Consider the following 17,511-nt stretch of genomic DNA (forward strand, 5'->3'; position numbering starts at 1 on the left):
TTACTTTGCCTTCTCGCAGTTCCGGACCTGATCATGACTTTGAACCTTACCCCGACCCCGAACTCTCACGTTGAACTCGCGCCACGCATTACCGTCGTAGGCGTTGGCGGCGGCGGCACCAATGCCGTCAACAACATGATCGATTCGGAGCTCAAGGGTGTTGAGTTCGTTGTGGCCAACACGGATGCGCAGCAGCTTGCCCATTCCAAGGCAGAACGCCGCGTCCAGCTTGGCCCCCATCTGACGCGCGGCCTTGGCGCCGGTGCCAAGCCGGAAATCGGCCGGGAAGCTGCTGAAGAAGCGGCACAGGAAATCGAGCGTCAACTCGAAGGGGCAAATCTGGTTTTCATCACGGCTGGCATGGGCGGTGGTACCGGTACAGGCGCGGCTCCTGTCATTGCACGCATGGCGCGTGAACGTGGCGTTCTGACAGTCGGCGTTGTTTCCAAGCCGTTCAACTTTGAAGGACGTCGCCGTACGCTGGCTGCCGAGTCCGGCATTGCCGAGCTTCAGAAGCACGTCGATACTCTCATCGTCATCCCGAACCAGAACCTGTTCAATTCGGCCAATCAGAACACGACCTTCCGTGAAGCCTTCAAGATGGCTGACAACGTCCTGAACATGGGCGTTCGGGGCATCACGGACCTGATGGTTTCTCCAGGTCTCATCAATCTCGACTTTGCGGACGTCAAGGCCGTGATGGAAGAGATGGGCAAGGCCATGATGGGCACCGGCGAAGCCAGCAGCGAAGAAGATGGCGAAGACCGTGCGGTTGCTGCTGCCGAACGCGCCATTTCCAATCCGCTGCTGGAAGATGCCTCCATGGCAGGGGCTCGTGGCCTGCTGATCAACATCACTGGTGGTGAAGATCTTACACTCTACGAAGTGAATGCGGCTGCAGATCGTATCCGTGAGGAAGTGGCTGAAGAAGCCAACATCATCTTCGGTGCGCTCATTGATGAAAACATGAACGGTCGGATCCGTGTCTCCGTTGTTGCAACGGGCATTGATACACAATCCAAGAATGGCCCGCAGGGTCCAGAGACCATTTCTGCTCAGCCGCCAGTTCAGCCACAGGCTTCTTCACCGTCCTCTGCACCACGTGACAATACGTCCCAGCCTCGTTCGGCTCCGCAGAATTTCCAACCCGGCTCAACCTACGCCGGTGGCCCTGCACGTCCGAATTTCAGTCTGGACCCCAACGCTCAGCCCCAGCAGTCCCAGCCAGCCCCTGCAGCAGAGAGCCCTGTAGCACCGCCCGCCCATGTTGCGCCGCAACAGCACGTTCAGGCTCCGCAGGACGATATGTCCCAGCGTTCTCCGCGGGCAGGCCTCTTCTCTGAACCACCCCGGAATCCTGCTCCTGAAGCGCCTCGCAGCCTCTTTGGTCTAATGACAGGAGCTTTCCGTAACCGCCCGGCACCTCAGCAGCCTACGCAATCGGCGCCGCGGTCGGAGCCGCACGCGCGTGACTACCCTTCCGACCAGCATGGAACGCAGGATCAACGTCATCATCAGGCACCGACTGACGGATCTGACGATTCGACGCTAGATATTCCAACCTATCTGCGTCGCTAACAGCGGCTCAGTCCTTCCGCGATCTCCTGCTTCGCGGAAGCAGCCGGGTAATATCCGGCAACAATCATTGAGTGGAACTCCCCCGATGACTGGGTTTTATTAAAGCAGTCCAAATCATCGGGGGTTTCATGCAGGCCAAGCCAGCGCAACACGGAAAGTCTGCATCAACGGATCGTCAGATCCGGCAGATCCTTTCCAGCGTATCTGACACCAGTCAGCTACACTCCTCTTCCGGGCGCCCCGATTTGAAGACCCTGCAAACTACCCTTTCCTCACCTATTTCCTGTCGCGGAATTGCGCTCCATAGCGGAGTGAACGTTGATCTTGAGATGCTTCCGGCCAAAGCCGACACAGGCATTCGCTTCCAGAGAAGCGACTATCCAGGTTCACCGTCTTTTCCGGCTCGTTACGACCGGATTGTTGATACGAAGCTTTCGACTGTCGTTGCCTGTGAAGACGAGCCATCTCTTCGGGTTGCAACCATCGAGCATCTTATGGCTGCCCTGCATGCTCTGGAGATTGATAACGCCCTGATCCGTGTCAGCGGGCCGGAACTGCCGGTTCTGGATGGCTCGGCGGATGCCTTTGCCTTTCTTATCCAGTGCGCTGGAATAAAGATTCTCGAAAAGCCGCGGCGCGTCATCGAAATTCTCCGCAATATTCGTGCGGAAGGCGACAACGGTGCTTTTGCCGAACTCCGCCCTGCACAACGTGGTCTTTCCCTTGCTATTTCATTAAGTTTCGAAGCTACGGCAATCGGTAACCAGCGTTATGCCATGCAGCTTGATCCGCAGCGTTTCCTTGAAGAAGTCTCGTTCTGCAGAACCTTTGTAAACCGCAGGGATATTGAATATCTCCAGAGCATTGGCCTTGCCCGCGGCGGCTCTCTGGATAACGCCGTTGTTGTGGACGGAGAAAATATCCTTAATCCTGCGGGTCTGAAAATTGAGCGGGAATTTGCCCGCCACAAGCTTCTGGACGCCATCGGAGACCTTTATTGCTGTGGTCACCGCCTGAAGGCCGGTTTTATTGGTCATAAGTCCGGGCACAAGATCAACAACGAGCTTCTTCACGCCGTTTTTTCGGATCGGCGCAACTGGCGTTTTGAGCCGGACGCGGACGTCACACCCGTTCGAAACAACCGACGCACGCGCGTGGCGGCATGAGGATGACTGGCGGGTCTTTCGCCGCCGCATTCCCGTGATATAAGACGGGCATCACGGGAAGAGCAGGTATGCCAAGCAGCACACAACGTCATCTTGAAGTGTCCTCCAACGGGCGGAGTCTGATTCTGAAGGCTACGGCCGTCAGCGGGCTTCTGCTTCTGTCAGGGTGTTCTCTGTTTTCTCACAAGCATGAGAAGCCTGTTATTCCCAAGACAGCGGATGCAGAGACTCTTTATAATTACGGCATCGACGCCCTGCGCTCCGGTCGTTATGAGCTGGCGGGGGGCGAGTTCGAGCTTCTTCAGCAGAATTACCCGTATTCCGGTTTCACCGGAAACGCGGAGCTGATGGAAGGATACTCGTATTATCTGCAGGGCGAATATGCCTTGTCCGTGCAGCAGCTTGAGCGTTACCTGCAGCTTCACCCGACCAGCCCTGATGCAGCTTACGCCTTCTATCTGCGTGCCCTCTGCTATTATGAGCAAATTGCCGATGTTCAGCGCGATCAGCAGGGCACTGTTGAAGCGCTGAATGCTTTGGAAGAAGTCATTACGCGCTTTCCCCAGACGTCTTATGCTCGTGACGCTCAGCTGAAGATTGATCTTTGCCGTGACCATCTGGCCGGTAAGGAAATGCTTGTTGGTCGCTGGTATCAACAGCAGCGCAATTATGAAGCCGCCATGACACGCTATCAGCGTGTGGTTCAGGACTATCAGACAACCAACCATGTTGCTGAGGCGCTGGAACGTCTGGTCGAAGTCTATCTGGCTCTGGGCCTGAAAAATGAAGCACGGCAAACGGCGTCTGTTCTTGGTTACAACTATCCGGACAGCCAGTGGTACCGCTATGCTTACGCAAACCTGCGGGACAACAAGCTTCTGTCTGAAGATTTCAAGCAGCCCGCAACCCAGAAGCCAACCAGCAAGCCGCGCGGCTTCTTCTCGCGCGCCTGGCACAGCGTCTTCTGATGTGAGGCGTTTGAAACACGCCTCCCTACACACAACATTCCCGTCATGCTGACCCATCTCTCGATCCGTGACGTAGTTCTGATCGAAAAACTCGATCTGGCCCTGGCTTCAGGTCTCACCGTTCTGACCGGTGAGACCGGAGCCGGTAAATCCATTCTGCTGGATAGTCTGGGGCTTGCTCTTGGCGACCGCGCCAATGCAGGTCTGATTCGATCCGGGGCGACGCAAGCCAGTGTTGCCGCCATTTTCGAAGTTCCACTCAAACACCCTGTTTTTGCTCTTCTCAGCGAACAGGGCATCGCTCTGGAGGATCCGTCAGAGCCTCTGGTGCTACGTCGCATCGTCACGCAGGATGGACGGTCACGCGCTTATGTGTCCGATCAGCCAGTCGGGATCACATTACTACGGCGCATTGCGTCCCAGCTTGTTGAAATTCAGGGCCAGCACGAACAGATGGGGCTGGCAGATCAAAGTACACATCTGGATCTTCTCGATGCGTTTGGCGTGAAGCCGGCGCTGCTGACACAGACCTCCATAGCCTTTCGCCAATGGGCCAACGCACGCACCGCCCTCGAAACGGCCCGTAGCGATATGGAAGCCGCAGCCCGGGAAGAAGAATGGCTCCGTGCAACGGTTGACGATCTTTCAACCCTCGCCCCTCAGGAGGGTGAGGAAGACTCACTGGCCGCCCTGCGCGTCAGTCTGCAACAGGATGAAAAGCGCGGTGAAGCTGTCGCGGCCGCTCTTGCAGAACTAACACCGCGTGACCGGCGCTCCTCCAGCCCCGCCGCAGCATTACGCTCAGCCAGCCGGGCGCTGGTGCGCCTCCTGCCTTCCAGTACGGAAGGTGAAAACGGATCTTCCGCGCATCAGGGACAGGCCCAGGAAGCTTTGGATGCTTTGGAAAAGGCCGAAGAAGCTTTGGCAGACGCAGAAATGCTTCTCACCCGCCTTGCTGCCGATACAGAGGGTGACCCTCGCCTTCTGGAAGAAACGGAAGAACGCCTTTTCGCGCTTCGGGCAGAAGCAAGAAAACATAATGTTGCGGTTGCGGAGCTTCCCTCTTTCCTCGCCTCCCTAAAAGCGCGCCTCACAGCCCTTGATTCAGGAAACGCAGAACTGGCACGGCTGGAAACGGCTTTGACGGAAGCCCGGCTTGCCTATGAAGATGCCGCAAGACAACTTTCTGAGGCCCGCAAACAGTCTGCTCAAAAGCTGGAACAGGCTGTCACGCGCGAGTTGAAGCCCGTCAAGCTGGAACGGGCCCGCTTCATTGTCTCTCTGCTCCCTTTATCGCCGGATCAGTGGAACAGCAGAGGCATGGAGCAGTCTTCCTTTCTGATCGCTGCTAATCCTGGTCAGCCTCCTGGGCCACTGGCCAAGGTTGCGTCCGGCGGCGAATTGTCTCGCCTGATGCTGGCCCTCAAAGTTGTGCTGGCACAGCGTTCCGACATTGGCACTCTTGTCTTTGATGAAGTAGATTCTGGTGTCGGGGGCGCAACGGCGTCCTCCATCGGCGACCGCCTTCACAAAGTGGCGCAGGATGTTCAGGTCCTGGTGGTCACACATAGCCCCCAGGTTGCGGCACGCGGCGATCAGCATCTTCGTATCGCCAAACGTATTCGCAATGAGCGCACTGAAACGCTCGCCGAGCCTCTTTCCCGCGAAGCCCGACGCGAAGAAATCGCGCGTATGCTCGCGGGTGACGTTATTACCGATGCGGCTCGCGGCGCCGCTGACAGCCTTTTAGGACAGACCGCATGATTCCTGCCGATCGTCACGCCGAACTTGAAGCCCTTCTTGCCCGCTGGGACGAGGCTTATCATGGCAAGGATGATCCGGAAGTTTCCGATGCGGAATATGATGCGGCCCGTCAAGAACTGTTACAACTTGAAGAGGCTCACCCGGAACTAAAACGAGAAGGCGGCGCCAGCGATCGTGTGGGTACCATGCCGGATTCCGCGTTCGGCAAACACCGCCACCTCGTGCCCATGCTGTCGTTGGATAATGTTTTTGGTGCCGAAGGGTTTGATGGTTTTGTATCTCGCGTTGGCCGGTTTCTCGGGTTGACGGAAGATGGTCTTCAGGCCCTTCAGTTTGTTGCCGAGCCGAAGATTGACGGGCTTTCCATCAGCCTGACCTACGAAGACCGTAAATTTGTTCGTGGCACCACGCGCGGGAATGGGATTGAAGGAGAAGATGTCACTGCCAACCTTCTGACATTGAAGGATGTTCCTGCCACGCTCCCGAATGATGCCCCGGATATTCTGGAAATCCGCGGAGAAGTTTTTCTGTCAAAAAAGAACTTCCTTGAGCTGAATGAACAGCAGGAAAAACGCGGCATCAAACCCTTCGCCAATCCACGCAACGCCGCTGCTGGCTCCCTTCGCCAACTCGATCCTGAAATCACGCGCAATCGGCCACTCTCGCTCTTCGCCTATGCGCAGGGATACTCGTCTTCCTCTGTCAGCGAGACACACTGGGAATATCTGGAGACCCTTCGGCGTTGGGGCTTCACTGTTAACCCACTGTCTGAACGCATCGAACACGCCCGGGACATTCCGGCCTATGTGGAAAAGATCGCGCGGGAGCGTTCAGGTCTAGATTACGATATCGACGGTATCGTTTTCAAATTAAACGATCTTTCCCTTCAAGATCGCTTAGGATTTGCAGGCCGCGCGCCCCGTTGGGCGATTGCCTGGAAATTTCCGGCCGAGCAGGCGATGACACGTTTGCTTAAGATTGAAATTCAGGTGGGCCGAACGGGAGCGCTTACACCTGTCGCACATCTGGAGCCGGTCAATGTGGGCGGCGTGATCGTCTCGCGTGCAACTCTACACAATGAAGACGAGATCGAACGCAAAGACGTACGTGACGGCGATCTGGTGCGGCTGCAACGCGCCGGAGATGTGATTCCACAGATACTAGGGGTGGTCGAGAGTGATGAGCCTCGCGGTCCGCGCTATGTTTTCCCGGATCATTGTCCTGTCTGCGGATCTCTGGCGGAACGCGTGCATGGAGAAGCCGTACGCCGGTGCACAGGTGGCCTGACCTGTGAAGCGCAGGTCGTTGAACGCCTGATCCATATGGTATCGCGTGCGGCTTTCGATATTGATGGACTAGGCGAACGGAGCATTCGGGAATTTCATGCTGCGGGTTACATCCTCAAGCCTGGGGATATTTTCCGCCTAAAAAACCATCAGGATGCGCTGTTGAAGCGGGATGGCTGGGGTCAGCTTTCGGTCGAGAACCTGCTTCGTGCCACTGAAGAGCGCCGAACCATTTCTCTCGCCCGCCTCATTTTCGGCCTGGGTATCCGACGTATCGGAGAACGCAACGCACAACTTCTGGCTCGCCATTACGGCACTTTCGAAAACTGGCGTGATGCCATGGTTGCCGCCCAGAGCGGCACAGAAGAACGAGAAGCTCTTGGGTCCATCATGGGGGTTGGAGGCGCTATTGCGGATGAGCTGGTGGCCTTCTTCTCCGAAGAGCACAACGTCGCCACGCTGAATGACCTGCGCTCCGAACTGCACACGATCGAGACAGAAGCCGCGCCTTCAGATGGGCACCTCTCCGGCAAGACCATTGTATTTACCGGCACACTGACAACCATGACACGCCCTGAAGCCAAAGCCATCGCCGAGCGTTTGGGCGCGCAGGTGACGGACAGCGTTTCCAAAAAAACGTCTCTGGTTGTTCTTGGAGAAAAGGCAGGTTCGAAAGCAAAGAAAGCTGCTGATCTTGGACTTGAAACTGTTGATGAGGCCGGCTGGAGAACATTGGCCGGTCTTTGACAGTTCCATGACATTATTGGTCTGCATGGCTGCCATCCGAAGATAATTGGCATTGTTTCTGTTCTTCGGGGTATGATGTGGCCCGCATGTCAGTATCATCTCCTACCCAGCACATGATTATTCTTCTCCTGCTGGGGCTCGTCGCGACCATCGTTCTGATCGCGGTCTCCGTATTGATCTCCCTCTCCGAGATCTCCTTTGCCGCTGCCCGGGACGTCCGACTTCGCTCAAAAGCAGAAGCTGGCGACCCTCGGGCTGTCGCTTTCCTCAAGTTGCGGCGCAATAGCGGACAGGTCATTACCGTCCTGCAGATCTGCCTGAACGCTGTTGGCGTTCTTGGTGGCATCATCAGCGAATCAATGCTGAGTGAGCCAATAGCGGCAGGTCTCGAGTGGATCGGCTTCTCGCCTGTTCTGGCCTCGAATACAGGTTCTACCTGCTCCTTCATCCTGATTACCGGCCTGTTCGTTCTGTTTGCCGATCTGCTTCCCAAGCGGATTGCCATGAATGCGCCGGATCGGATCGCGCTCAAGGTCGGCTGGTTCCCGGCCCTCGCCCTCAAGGTGCTTTATCCTGCGGTCTGGGTTTTTTCACGCATTTCGGATGTCCTCCTACGCGTCATGAAAATCCCGGCAGCCGCAACGGTCGAACCTGTCACGCCCGAAGATCTTCGCGCCATTCTCGCAGCCGGTACGGCTTCGGGTATCCTGCTGGAGCAGGAACATCAGATGATCCAGAATGTTCTGGGCCTGCAGGATCGTTCCGTTACGTCGGCCATGACACCGCGTGATGAAATCGTGTTTCTGGACGTTCAGGAAACACCCGAAAGCCAGCGGGACAAGGTTCGTGTCCGTCCCTACTCCCGATACCCGCTGTGCGATGGCGGTCTGGATCGCGTCATTGGGTCCATTCGCGCAGAAGACGTGCTGGTCGCCGTCGTTGACGAGCCGCAGCCAAAAGAAAGTCTGACACCGGTTGCCAGCCAGATTTTCAAAATGCGCCGGGATGTTCTTTCCCTGCCTGATACCCTGAATCTCTGGGAAACACTGGCTCAATTCGATGCCCACTCCGCAGGCTTTGCATTGATTGTGAATGAATATGGCCTGGTCGTCGGTCTGATTACCTACAAAGACATCATGGGTGCTTTGATGGATGGATTGGTCAGCCCGTTTGAAGAACAGGCTATTGTTCGGCGAGATGCAAATTCCTGGCTTATCGACGGCGCAGCGCCCATTGGGGATGTTATCCGGGAACTGGATATTCCACTGTTCGACGATGCGCAGAACTTCGATACGGTCGGCGGTTTCGTGATGAACAGACTTCGCCGCATGGCCCGAAAAGCTGACAGCGTTGAGTCGTCTGGCTTTCGTTTTGAAGTCGTGGACGTTGAGGGCTTCCGTATCAACCAGCTTCTCGTCACCCGTCTCTGAAAAGCTGCCTTTCTTAGGTGGCCCGGGACTGATTAAGATCACCAGCATTGTGTTCTCACTCAGCCCCGAAAGACCGCTCCGTGCCAGATTTTCAGCAGTCCGCACTGATTATTGTGGACGTCCAAAATGATTTCCTGCCGGGCGGCGCTCTTGCTGTTCCGGACGGAAATGAGGTCATCGCCCCCGTTAATATCCTCTCTGGAATGGGATTTGCTGCTGTTATTGCAACGCAGGATTGGCACCCGGCGGATCATTGTTCCTTCACTACACAGGACGGTCCCTGGCCGGTCCACTGCATTGCAGCTTCGACGGGTGCTGATTTTCCATCAGCCCTGCACCTGCGCCCGGTAAGTCATATTATTCATAAAGGCATGGCTCAGGATCGCGACAGCTACTCCGCTTTCTTTGACAATGATCATGAGACGTCCACCGGATTGGACCATTTGCTCCACGGACTAAAGGTCTCACACGTTGTTGTCTGCGGACTGGCACTCGATTTCTGTGTTGCTGCAACCACCCGGGACGCCATGCGCTGTGGCTTCAGGACCGACATTGCTCTTGAGGCGTGCCGAGGAATTACGAGCGATCAGGCTCCACTCCTTCATGACCTGCAAACACAGGGTGTCGGTCTGATAAAAAACATCTGATCCGAAAGAAGGACGCTTTATGAAACAGCGCCTTACAATTTTGACGCTCGCCTCTTCCCTGCTCTGTGGCACTGCGACAGCCGCGCCTCCTACGACGCAGGATCTGTTGGAGACATCAGGATTCAAAGAAGCTTATAAAGCTATGATTACGCTTCCGGCCTGGGTTGTTTCCGGTAAAGGCACGTCCACACCGGTAGAATACTTTACGCAAAATGGGAAAAAATATGCACTCGGTCACATGTGCAAACCCCATGACTGTGCCGCTCAACAGTTGGAACTGGTTCTGGCCACTGACCACTCAGGCTCCTGGGGGCTTCTCTCCATCAAGGCAAACAATGCCCTGAAACAGACCATTCTTGGATCACCATCTCCTGAAATCGAGAAAGCTCTGAGAGACGCCTATAACAAAAATAATCCGCCAGACTGATTATCGCCCACCAAGGGTCGCGGGAAGGTGATTGGTCCATTCGTCAGGTTGAGGTGTTCTCTTCGGTATCAATCCGTAGAGGATCCAGAATACGATGAAGCGCTTTTACAATCACCGCGATACTCTTGTTACTGAAGGCATTGACGGACTTCTGAGATCCTCTGCTGGGCGCCATCTCTGCCGCCTATCAGGACATGAGAATATCCATGTTGTTCTAAGGCGCGACTGGGACAAAGCAAAAGTTGCTATCGTTTCGGGTGGCGGTTCCGGACACGAGCCAGCCCATGCCGGGTTTGTCGGCCAAGGCATGCTGACAGCCGCTGTATGTGGCGCTCTTTTTGCCTCCCCGAATGTCGATGCCATTCTCGCCGCAATTCTGGAAGTAACCGGTGAAGCTGGCTGCCTTCTGATCGTCAAGAATTACACTGGCGACCGTCTGAATTTCGGGCTGGCAGCAGAACAGGCCCGGGCCTTGGGAAAACATGTTGAACTGGTCATTGTGGCAGATGACATTGCGCTTGGTCAGGGAACCAATGCCCGTGGCATTGCCGGAACAGTGCTTGTTCAGAAAATCGCAGGATATGCAGCAGAGTCGGGCGCCAGTCTGGCAGACGTCAAACAGGCGGCTCTAAACGCCATCAAGTCTACGGCCTCCATTGGTCTGGCTCTGACGGATGTGAATGTCTACGACCCGCAACATGAAACGCGGCTTGACGACCATGAAGCCGAACTGGGCCTTGGTATTCACGGAGAGCCGGGAGCGGAGCGTATCGCTGTAGAGAAACTGGATGCTTTGGTGGCTCGGGCCGCAGACACACTGATCAACCATCTGACGGATGAAAAACAGGCCGTCATGGTGAATATGCTGGGAGCCGTACCCGTTCTGGAAGCACAGGCCATTGTGGACGCTCTGGCCCGGACATCTCTGGCCGAACGTACCGCATTTATCATCGGGCCGGCCCCGTTAATGACGTCTCTGGATATGTACGGATTTTCCTTGTCCGCCATTCCTGCAAAAGATGCTTTCATTGATGCCCTGTCCGCTCCCGTAGAGCCGTGGGCGTGGCCAGGGATTGCCGCCTTTAAGAATGTTCAGACAAAACCCACGCCGACGTTGCCGGAGACATTTGCGTTTGAAGCATCGCCTCATAACCTGCTCGAAAAGCTTATCCGGGAAGGGGCGAAAATCCTTATCGCCAACGAGAAGGATCTCAACGCACTGGATGCCCTGATTGGTGACGGAGACGCCGGGTCAACTTTTGCGGAAGCTGGGCGTGTGATCGTGAAGGATATTGAGCGGCTCCCCCTCGCGTCTCCACAGAAGCTCTGTGCGACAATCGGGCGACTTCTGGCCAGAAATGCAGGAGGTTCGAGCGGTGTTCTGCTTTCGATCATGTTCTCGACAGCCGGACAGCAGGACAACTGGGTATCCGGGTTGGAAGCCGGCTTGCAGCGCATGCAGAGCTATGGAGGAGCCTCGCCCGGCGATCGGACCATGCTGGATGCCCTCTTCCCCGCCATAGCAGCACTCCAGACAGGCCCCCTGCATGATGCGGCAATTGCTGCTCGGAAAGGCGCAGATTCGACACGTTCGATGCCTGCTCGAGCCGGTCGCGCAGCGTATGTGCCGCAAGCGCAGTTAAAAGACATTCCGGATCCGGGCGCCGAAGCCATAGCACGCCTCTTGGAAGGCCTTGCAACACTCACTTGAGAGAATCGCAGCCGTGAAGTGTTTCAAAACAGAGCCGCAGCATGAGAGCTTTGTTTTGAAACGGTATGGTGAAGATCTGGCCGCCAGAGAGTATCCGGATATTTGAGGCTGCATTAACGCCAAAAAGAATCGGCGTGTCGCTAAGCTGACCAGCAACCTTATCGATTCGGTACGCTCAGATTAAAATTGTAGATTGTGAGAAAAAGTAGTTTCGAAGCTGCGGCTTTACGAAAAATTGTCGCAGCTAAAGGAAACTCTTAGGAAACGGTGTTTAGCGTTTCCTCTGCCCCTATTCTGAAATATTTAAAAGAAGGGGGACAGGCGCGCTGGGTGGCGCGCCCTGCTGGATTCGAACCAGCGACCCACAGCTTAGAAGGCTGTTGCTCTATCCAACTGAGCTAAGGGCGCAGTAGAGAAATCTTGAAACTGGTCGGGGCGCCCGGACTCGAACCGGGGGCCTCCTGTACCCAAAACAGGCGCGCTACCAGGCTGCGCCACGCCCCGAACCGAAGCGGAACATAGGGGCAGTAAGTTTCAGAAGCAATAGGGTTTTTTCACTCTTTTTCATTTCTTACGAGCGGCGGCACGAAAAGCGGTGCCGTATCCCACGGAAACAGCACCCATGTGTCCTGTGCGACTTCCGTCACGTAGTGATCGGTGTGCGGTTTGCCGTCGGGTTTTGCATAGAGGCACGCGAAAACAGCCTTGGGCAGCATTTCACGAACGTACTTCGCCGTAACGCCGGAATCGACCAGATCATCGACGATCAGGAAGCCTTCCCCATCACCTGCGGCGGTCGGAGCTTTCACGACCTTTGGCTCATGCTGGGTGCCTTCTTCACCAGCATAGCTGATGACAGAAACGCTTTCGATCAGGCGACAGCCCATCTCGCGGCCCAGAATGGCGGCAGGAATGAGGCCGCCACGCGTGATCGCAACGATACCGCGAAACGGTCCGTGCTTTTCCATGAGCGTTGTGGCGAGGGTACGGGCGTCACGGTGGAGTTGGTCCCAGGTGACGGTCGCATACGTTATGGGTTTGGGTGTCTGTGTGGCAGTCATGTTCTTCATCTGCCTTCCGTCTCGGAATTTTGCAATAAACTTGAGGAGCGGAAATGCCTAAGGTGGCAGGATGATTGACCCAGCATTGCGGGCCCTTCCCGGCCTTCGCCCCCTGATTATAAGCCGAATCTGTTCGCAGCTCTCCGCCACCACCATGACCATCGCCATAGGCTGGCAGATCTATGCCCTGACTCACAGTGTAGCGTCGCTTGGCTATCTGGGATTGGCGCAGTTCCTGCCCATGGTGCCGCTGACATTCATTTCTGGGCATGTGGCAGACCGGTTCAATCGCCGGAACATTGTTCTGACCTGTCAGATTTTGGAGATTCTCAGTACTGGCGCTCTCGCAGCAGCGGCAGCAATGCAGATTTTGACACCTGCCCTCGTTTATACGTTCGCAGCTTTTTATGGCACGCTTCGCAGCTTTGAGATGCCCTGCCAGCAGGCCTTTCTGCCGGCCATCGCACCGCCTGAATTGCTTCCACGTGCTCAAGCGCTTCTATCGTCCCTGTTCATGACCGCATCCATTGTCGGACCAAGTCTGGGTGGCCTGCTGTACGGGCTGGGTGCCGTAACCTGCTACAGCCTTGCCACCCTTGGATTCGCACTCGCCTTTTCCGGGACGCTGGCTCTGCGCCTTCACCATACGGTTCCGGCAAAAGAACCTGTAACATTTGCCTCCGTTTTTGCGGGGCTTGGCTTTCTGAACAGACGCCGGGATCTTCTCGGAGCTATCTCTCTGGATCTTTTTGCGGTTCTTCTTGGGGGAGCCACCGCACTTTTGCCGGTCTACGCGGATAGCATCCTGCATGTTGGGCCGATTGGTCTCGGCTTCCTCCGCGCTGCTCCTGCCATAGGCGCGCTGGTCACATCTGTCTGGCTGTCCAGACATCCTCTGGGCAGGCGCGCAGGCGTGACCATGTTCATTTCAGTTGTCGTCTTCGGTGTCGCGACCATTGTTTTCGGCGCTTCTCACATCACATGGATTTCCGTTCTTGCGCTCATGATTCTGGGCGCCGCAGACGTGATCAGCGTCGTCATCCGGTCATCTCTGATCCAGCTTGCCACCCCCGATTCCATGCGAGGGCGCGTTTCAGCCGTAAACTCCCTGTTTATCGGCTCCAGCAATCAATTAGGAGAATTTGAGAGCGGCACACTAGGCGCGGCCATTGGACCGGAAGCTGCGGTCATTGCAGGCGGCGTAGGCACCATTCTGGTCGCCCTTGTCTGGATCCGTCTTTTTCCGAAATTATGGTCTCTGGACCGCCTTGAGGATGTAAGGCCAGAAATTCTCTGAACGCCGTGCAGGCCACCAGCATCCGAAAGGACTGGTGGTCAACGACAAATACAGCACAAATGAAAAAAGCCCCGTGAGGGGCTTTTTCTTTGTACCGTGGCCAGTTTTTCAAGAAGAAAAGTGGCTCCCGAAGTAGGACTCGAACCTACGACCCAGCGATTAACAGTCGCTTGCTCTACCAACTGAGCTATTCGGGACCGGTGAGGAGGTATGTAGTCCAACCGACGGGGTCGGTAAAGCCCCTTTTTTCAACTTTCTGCATTTTTCTGAACTTTCCTCAGTAAGATGCAGAAAACATGACTTTATTCAGAGCTCTTCCCGCCCCCGCGTGGCCAGAACATCCACCCGTTCGTTGTTCACGTCGCCGGAATGGCCCCGAACCCAGAGCCATTCGATCTCATGCGGTTTGGCTGCGTCCAGAATGCGCTGCCACAGATCCATGTTGGCCACCGGATCTCCGGCCGCATTACGCCAGTTCCGACGAACCCATCCCGTATGCCAACGGGTAATGCCATTCTTCAGGTATTCGCTATCTGTGTGGAGTTTGACCTGACAGGGACGCTTGAGCGCTTCCAGAGCCTCAGCGGCGGCGGTCAGTTCCATCCGGTTATTGGTCGTTTCCGGATGACCGCCCCACATTTCCTTCTCCTTGCCTTTGCAGCACAGAAGAACGCCCCACCCTCCCGGACCGGGATTGGGCTTACAGCCACCATCCGTCCAGATTTCAACCAGCAGGCTTTCCGTCTCAGACATCAGCTTGCCCTGCGAAATGCCGAAGACGTCCAAGATAAGCGAGGGGGTCCTTGCGGGTTACCAGCGCATCAGCGGGCGTATTGATCCAGTCATAGAGCCGCGTCAGCAAAAAGCGGATCGAAGCGCCCTGACAAAGAATGGGCAGAGCAGCTTTTTCCGCAGCTTCGAGAGAACGGACCGTCTCATAGCCCTCAATCATGGCCTGAGCGAAAGACGGCTCGAAAACCTTTTCGTCCCGGAAACACCAGGCGTTCAGACAGATTGCCAGATCGTAGGCAAAGAGGTCCGTGCAGGCGAAATAAAAATCAATCAGCCCGGAAATTCTGCCCTCCTGAAAGAACACATTATCAGGGAACAGATCCGCATGAATCTGCCCGCGGGGGAGCGTCCCTTCTGCGGGCCACGCCTTTTCGATCCGGTCCAGAGCCTGGACCAATTCCTGTGTCAGTCCGGGAAGCAGATCATCCCCTGCCCCCTGACAGCTTTCAAGAAGAGGTCTCCACGCTTGCACAGAAAGCCCATTCGGGCGCTCTGCCGTGTAGTCCCGCCCTTTTTCATGAAACGTAGCCAGAACCTGACCAAGCTGTCTGCAGGATTCTGCCGTGATCTCCGGGATGGCACGTCCCGGGAGGAAGGTCGTGATGGCAGCAGGACGGTCCGCAAGACTCCGCAGAGCATTCCCGTCACGCCCCACAACAGGAAGAGGACAGTTCATCCCCTTCCCTGACAGATGCTGCATCAGCCCCAGAAACCATGGAAGATCCGAGGCTTCCACGCGTTTTTCGAACAGCGTGAGGATGAACTTCCCGCTCGTCGTCTGGAGCAGGAAGTTGCTGTTTTCGACGCCTTCAGCGATTCCCTGAAACGAGATCAGGGTGCCGATGTCATATGTGCCAAGGAACGCTTCAAGCGTCTCGGCCGCCAGTTCCGTATAGACGGCCATGAAATCTCAGTTGTCCTCACCAGCAAGCGGGCCCGGCAGACGGAAGTTGATGTTCTCTTCCTTCACGATCCGCTCTTCGATCTTCAGCGTGTACTTTGCCGCAAGCGCCGTCACCATTTCCTGCACCAGACTTTCGGGAGCAGACGCACCAGCACTGATGCCCAGCGTCTCCACACCTTCCAGAGCGGACCAGTCAAGGTCTGCCAGCTTCGGTACCAGCAGCGCCCGGCGCGCACCCGAACGCTCCGCCACTTCCCGGAGACGCTGCGAGTTGGAAGAGTTTGGCGACCCGATGACGATGACCAGATCGCTCTCAGGCGCGATGGCCTTCACAGCTTCCTGACGATTGGTCGTGGCGTAGCAGATGTCTTCGCGCTTCGGCCCTTCGATCAGCGGGAAACGCGAGCGTAGAATATCGACGATTTCAGCCGTATCATCGACGGACAGCGTCGTCTGGGTGATGAACGCCAGCTTTGCCGGGTCTTCCGGCTGGATCGTACGGGCTTCTTCTGCATCGTTGATGAGCGTCACGGCGCCAGGAGGGAGCTGACCCATCGTGCCGACCACTTCCGGATGGCCGGCATGACCGATCATCAGGATATGAAGCTGCTCCGGACCACCACCCGCAAAGTGACGTTCTGCCTCACGATGAACTTTGGACACCAGCGGGCAGGTTGCATCCAGATAAAGCAGGTTGCGGCGCTGCGCTTCAGCCGGCACGGATTTCGGCACACCATGAGCCGAGAAAACGACGTGCCCGTCGGCTGGCACCTCGTCGAGTTCCTCAACGAAAATGGCGCCCTTGGCTTCCAGCCCCTCGACCACGGTGCGATTATGAACGATTTCATGACGCACATACACTGGCGCGCCATAACGACGCAGGGCTTCTTCAACGACGCGGATCGCACGATCCACACCGGCGCAGAAACCACGGGGGCCGGCGAGCAGGACCCGGAGCGTCTTCTGGTGTGCAGCACGTTCTGGTGCAAGAGTTGTCTGTTCTGGCATGGTGTTCCCCAAGCGGGCGGAGTTCGATATGTAGGACTATTATCGACCGGATTGAGGCATGTCGCAACGTCCGGGCCGCTTTGTGGGAGTTTCTACAGCAGATGCCAGCCTTCCGGCGCCTTGCCACGTCCCTGTTTGTCCCGGCTTTTGCCGTTCTCGCCCTTTCGACACTGGCAGGGTGCGACGAATCCAATCCGGGCATGTTCGCTCCGGCCTGCCCTGCCACGGAGATTCCGAGCGCCGCATCTGACCGGTTCGTTTATGACGGTCGCGGACTGGACGTTGGCAGCCTGGTCAGCCATGCCCAGCTGACATCCATTGCCGGAGACTGCCAGCGTGGCCCCAAAGGCCCGAAGGATCAGGAAATGGTGCGGACGCGCATCAGCCTCGCAATGAACCTGACCCGCGGCCCGGCTTCCGAGAGCAGCAGCATTGATGTTCCCTATTTCATCGTCATCATGCGAGATGGAAAGATCGTAGATAAAAAAGTCTTCACGGACACGTTCAAACTCGAGCCGAATGTGAGTGCCCAGCCCGTTCGTACAGAGCTACGCCTGATTGATCTTCCGGCTTCCAAAAATCTGCAGGACAACCCTTACACGCTGGAAATTGGCTATCAGCTCACACACGATGAACTGGACTATAACCGCGCCCATCTTCCTGTCGTAAAATTCCGTGGCCGGACACAGTAACGGCCTTTCTTTTCCCCTTTCACCCGTCGTCAA

Annotated in this window: 15 protein-coding genes and 3 tRNA genes; 11 read left to right on the forward strand and 7 right to left on the reverse strand. The window is 56.3% G+C overall.

Going from position 1 to position 17,511, the window contains the following annotated elements:
* Positions 1-33: 33 nt before the first annotated feature.
* From ftsZ to AC3B6F_RS00505, 9 genes are all read left to right on the forward strand, one after another.
* Positions 34-1,578, forward strand: coding sequence for a cell division protein FtsZ (gene ftsZ / locus AC3B6F_RS00465; protein WP_489822982.1), 1,545 nt, complete (start codon positions 34-36; stop codon positions 1,576-1,578).
* Between the two features lie 128 nt (positions 1,579-1,706).
* Positions 1,707-2,744 (forward strand): UDP-3-O-acyl-N-acetylglucosamine deacetylase, encoded by a 1,038-nt coding sequence (gene lpxC, locus AC3B6F_RS00470; protein WP_489822983.1) that lies wholly within the window; start codon positions 1,707-1,709, stop codon positions 2,742-2,744.
* A gap of 68 nt (positions 2,745-2,812) precedes the next feature.
* Positions 2,813-3,712 carry an outer membrane protein assembly factor BamD gene (locus AC3B6F_RS00475; RefSeq protein ID WP_010503966.1) on the forward strand — a complete coding sequence of 300 codons (900 nt, stop codon included), beginning with the start codon at positions 2,813-2,815 and terminating at the stop codon, positions 3,710-3,712.
* 45 nt (positions 3,713-3,757) lie between these two features.
* Positions 3,758-5,476 carry a DNA repair protein RecN gene (recN, locus tag AC3B6F_RS00480; protein ID WP_489822984.1) on the forward strand — a complete coding sequence of 573 codons (1,719 nt, stop codon included), beginning with the start codon at positions 3,758-3,760 and terminating at the stop codon, positions 5,474-5,476.
* Positions 5,473-7,509: an NAD-dependent DNA ligase LigA gene (gene ligA, locus AC3B6F_RS00485; RefSeq protein ID WP_489822985.1), complete on the forward strand. Its 2,037-nt coding sequence runs from the start codon at positions 5,473-5,475 to the stop codon at positions 7,507-7,509. The genes recN and ligA overlap by 4 nt, the downstream gene beginning before the upstream one ends.
* 86 nt (positions 7,510-7,595) lie before the next feature.
* On the forward strand, positions 7,596-8,939 hold the full coding sequence (locus tag AC3B6F_RS00490; RefSeq protein ID WP_010503970.1) for a hemolysin family protein: 1,344 nt from the start codon (positions 7,596-7,598) through the stop codon (positions 8,937-8,939).
* An 80-nt stretch (positions 8,940-9,019) separates the two neighbouring features.
* Complete coding sequence (locus tag AC3B6F_RS00495; RefSeq protein ID WP_489822986.1) at positions 9,020-9,586, forward strand: isochorismatase family protein; 567 nt, start codon at positions 9,020-9,022, stop codon at positions 9,584-9,586.
* Between the two features lie 19 nt (positions 9,587-9,605).
* Positions 9,606-10,013, forward strand: a complete 408-nt coding sequence (locus AC3B6F_RS00500; protein ID WP_489822987.1) for an Ivy family c-type lysozyme inhibitor — start codon at positions 9,606-9,608, stop codon at positions 10,011-10,013.
* A 94-nt stretch (positions 10,014-10,107) separates the two neighbouring features.
* Entirely contained in the window at positions 10,108-11,724 is a 1,617-nt protein-coding gene (locus tag AC3B6F_RS00505; RefSeq protein ID WP_489822988.1) for a dihydroxyacetone kinase subunit DhaK, read from the forward strand.
* Between the two features lie 331 nt (positions 11,725-12,055).
* Here AC3B6F_RS00505 and AC3B6F_RS00510 read toward each other — a convergent pair.
* From AC3B6F_RS00510 to gpt, 3 genes are all read right to left on the reverse strand, one after another.
* A tRNA-Arg gene (locus AC3B6F_RS00510) sits at positions 12,056-12,132 on the reverse strand.
* A 19-nt stretch (positions 12,133-12,151) separates the two neighbouring features.
* Positions 12,152-12,228, reverse strand: a tRNA-Pro gene (locus tag AC3B6F_RS00515).
* Positions 12,229-12,278: 50 nt separating this feature from the next.
* Complete coding sequence (gene gpt, locus AC3B6F_RS00520; protein WP_010503974.1) at positions 12,279-12,794, reverse strand: xanthine phosphoribosyltransferase; 516 nt, start codon at positions 12,792-12,794, stop codon at positions 12,279-12,281.
* Positions 12,795-12,855: 61 nt separating this feature from the next.
* On the opposite strand from gpt, the gene AC3B6F_RS00525 reads away from it, so the two are divergent.
* A complete protein-coding gene (locus tag AC3B6F_RS00525) occupies positions 12,856-14,082 on the forward strand; it encodes an MFS transporter (RefSeq protein WP_489822989.1) in 1,227 nt (408 codons plus the stop codon).
* A 121-nt stretch (positions 14,083-14,203) separates the two neighbouring features.
* Here the strand turns inward: AC3B6F_RS00525 and AC3B6F_RS00530 are convergent.
* The 4 genes from AC3B6F_RS00530 to ispH form a co-directional block, all read right to left on the reverse strand.
* Positions 14,204-14,279 (reverse strand) — tRNA-Asn (locus tag AC3B6F_RS00530).
* 109 nt (positions 14,280-14,388) lie between these two features.
* Positions 14,389-14,835 (reverse strand): ribonuclease HI, encoded by a 447-nt coding sequence (gene rnhA / locus AC3B6F_RS00535; protein WP_010503976.1) that lies wholly within the window; start codon positions 14,833-14,835, stop codon positions 14,389-14,391.
* Positions 14,828-15,778 (reverse strand): homoserine kinase, encoded by a 951-nt coding sequence (locus AC3B6F_RS00540; protein ID WP_211568603.1) that lies wholly within the window; start codon positions 15,776-15,778, stop codon positions 14,828-14,830. The genes rnhA and AC3B6F_RS00540 overlap by 8 nt, the downstream gene beginning before the upstream one ends.
* A 6-nt stretch (positions 15,779-15,784) precedes the next feature.
* Positions 15,785-16,786 (reverse strand): 4-hydroxy-3-methylbut-2-enyl diphosphate reductase, encoded by a 1,002-nt coding sequence (gene ispH / locus AC3B6F_RS00545; RefSeq protein ID WP_010503979.1) that lies wholly within the window; start codon positions 16,784-16,786, stop codon positions 15,785-15,787.
* Positions 16,787-16,887: 101 nt separating this feature from the next.
* Here ispH and AC3B6F_RS00550 point away from each other — a divergent pair, with 101 nt between their 5' ends.
* Positions 16,888-17,478, forward strand: coding sequence for a hypothetical protein (locus AC3B6F_RS00550; protein ID WP_034881451.1), 591 nt, complete (start codon positions 16,888-16,890; stop codon positions 17,476-17,478).
* Positions 17,479-17,511 lie beyond the last annotated feature (33 nt).

It is taken from the genome of Gluconobacter sp. ESL1110 (assembly GCF_058107395.1).

Excerpts from the sequence above, each read along its gene's own strand:
- ftsZ (WP_489822982.1), top strand. The coding sequence starts at position 34 with ATGACTTTGAACCTTACCCCGACCCCGAACTCTCACGTTGAACTCGCG.
- lpxC (WP_489822983.1), top strand. The coding sequence starts at position 1,707 with ATGCAGGCCAAGCCAGCGCAACACGGAAAGTCTGCATCAACGGATCGT.
- AC3B6F_RS00475 (WP_010503966.1), top strand. The coding sequence starts at position 2,813 with ATGCCAAGCAGCACACAACGTCATCTTGAAGTGTCCTCCAACGGGCGG.
- recN (WP_489822984.1), top strand. The coding sequence starts at position 3,758 with ATGCTGACCCATCTCTCGATCCGTGACGTAGTTCTGATCGAAAAACTC.
- ligA (WP_489822985.1), top strand. The coding sequence starts at position 5,473 with ATGATTCCTGCCGATCGTCACGCCGAACTTGAAGCCCTTCTTGCCCGC.
- AC3B6F_RS00490 (WP_010503970.1), top strand. The coding sequence starts at position 7,596 with ATGTCAGTATCATCTCCTACCCAGCACATGATTATTCTTCTCCTGCTG.
- AC3B6F_RS00500 (WP_489822987.1), top strand. The coding sequence starts at position 9,606 with ATGAAACAGCGCCTTACAATTTTGACGCTCGCCTCTTCCCTGCTCTGT.
- AC3B6F_RS00505 (WP_489822988.1), top strand. The coding sequence starts at position 10,108 with ATGAAGCGCTTTTACAATCACCGCGATACTCTTGTTACTGAAGGCATT.
- gpt (WP_010503974.1), bottom strand. The coding sequence starts at position 12,794 with ATGAAGAACATGACTGCCACACAGACACCCAAACCCATAACGTATGCG.
- AC3B6F_RS00525 (WP_489822989.1), top strand. The coding sequence starts at position 12,856 with ATGATTGACCCAGCATTGCGGGCCCTTCCCGGCCTTCGCCCCCTGATT.
- rnhA (WP_010503976.1), bottom strand. The coding sequence starts at position 14,835 with ATGTCTGAGACGGAAAGCCTGCTGGTTGAAATCTGGACGGATGGTGGC.
- AC3B6F_RS00540 (WP_211568603.1), bottom strand. The coding sequence starts at position 15,778 with ATGGCCGTCTATACGGAACTGGCGGCCGAGACGCTTGAAGCGTTCCTT.
- ispH (WP_010503979.1), bottom strand. The coding sequence starts at position 16,786 with ATGCCAGAACAGACAACTCTTGCACCAGAACGTGCTGCACACCAGAAG.
- AC3B6F_RS00550 (WP_034881451.1), top strand. The coding sequence starts at position 16,888 with ATGCCAGCCTTCCGGCGCCTTGCCACGTCCCTGTTTGTCCCGGCTTTT.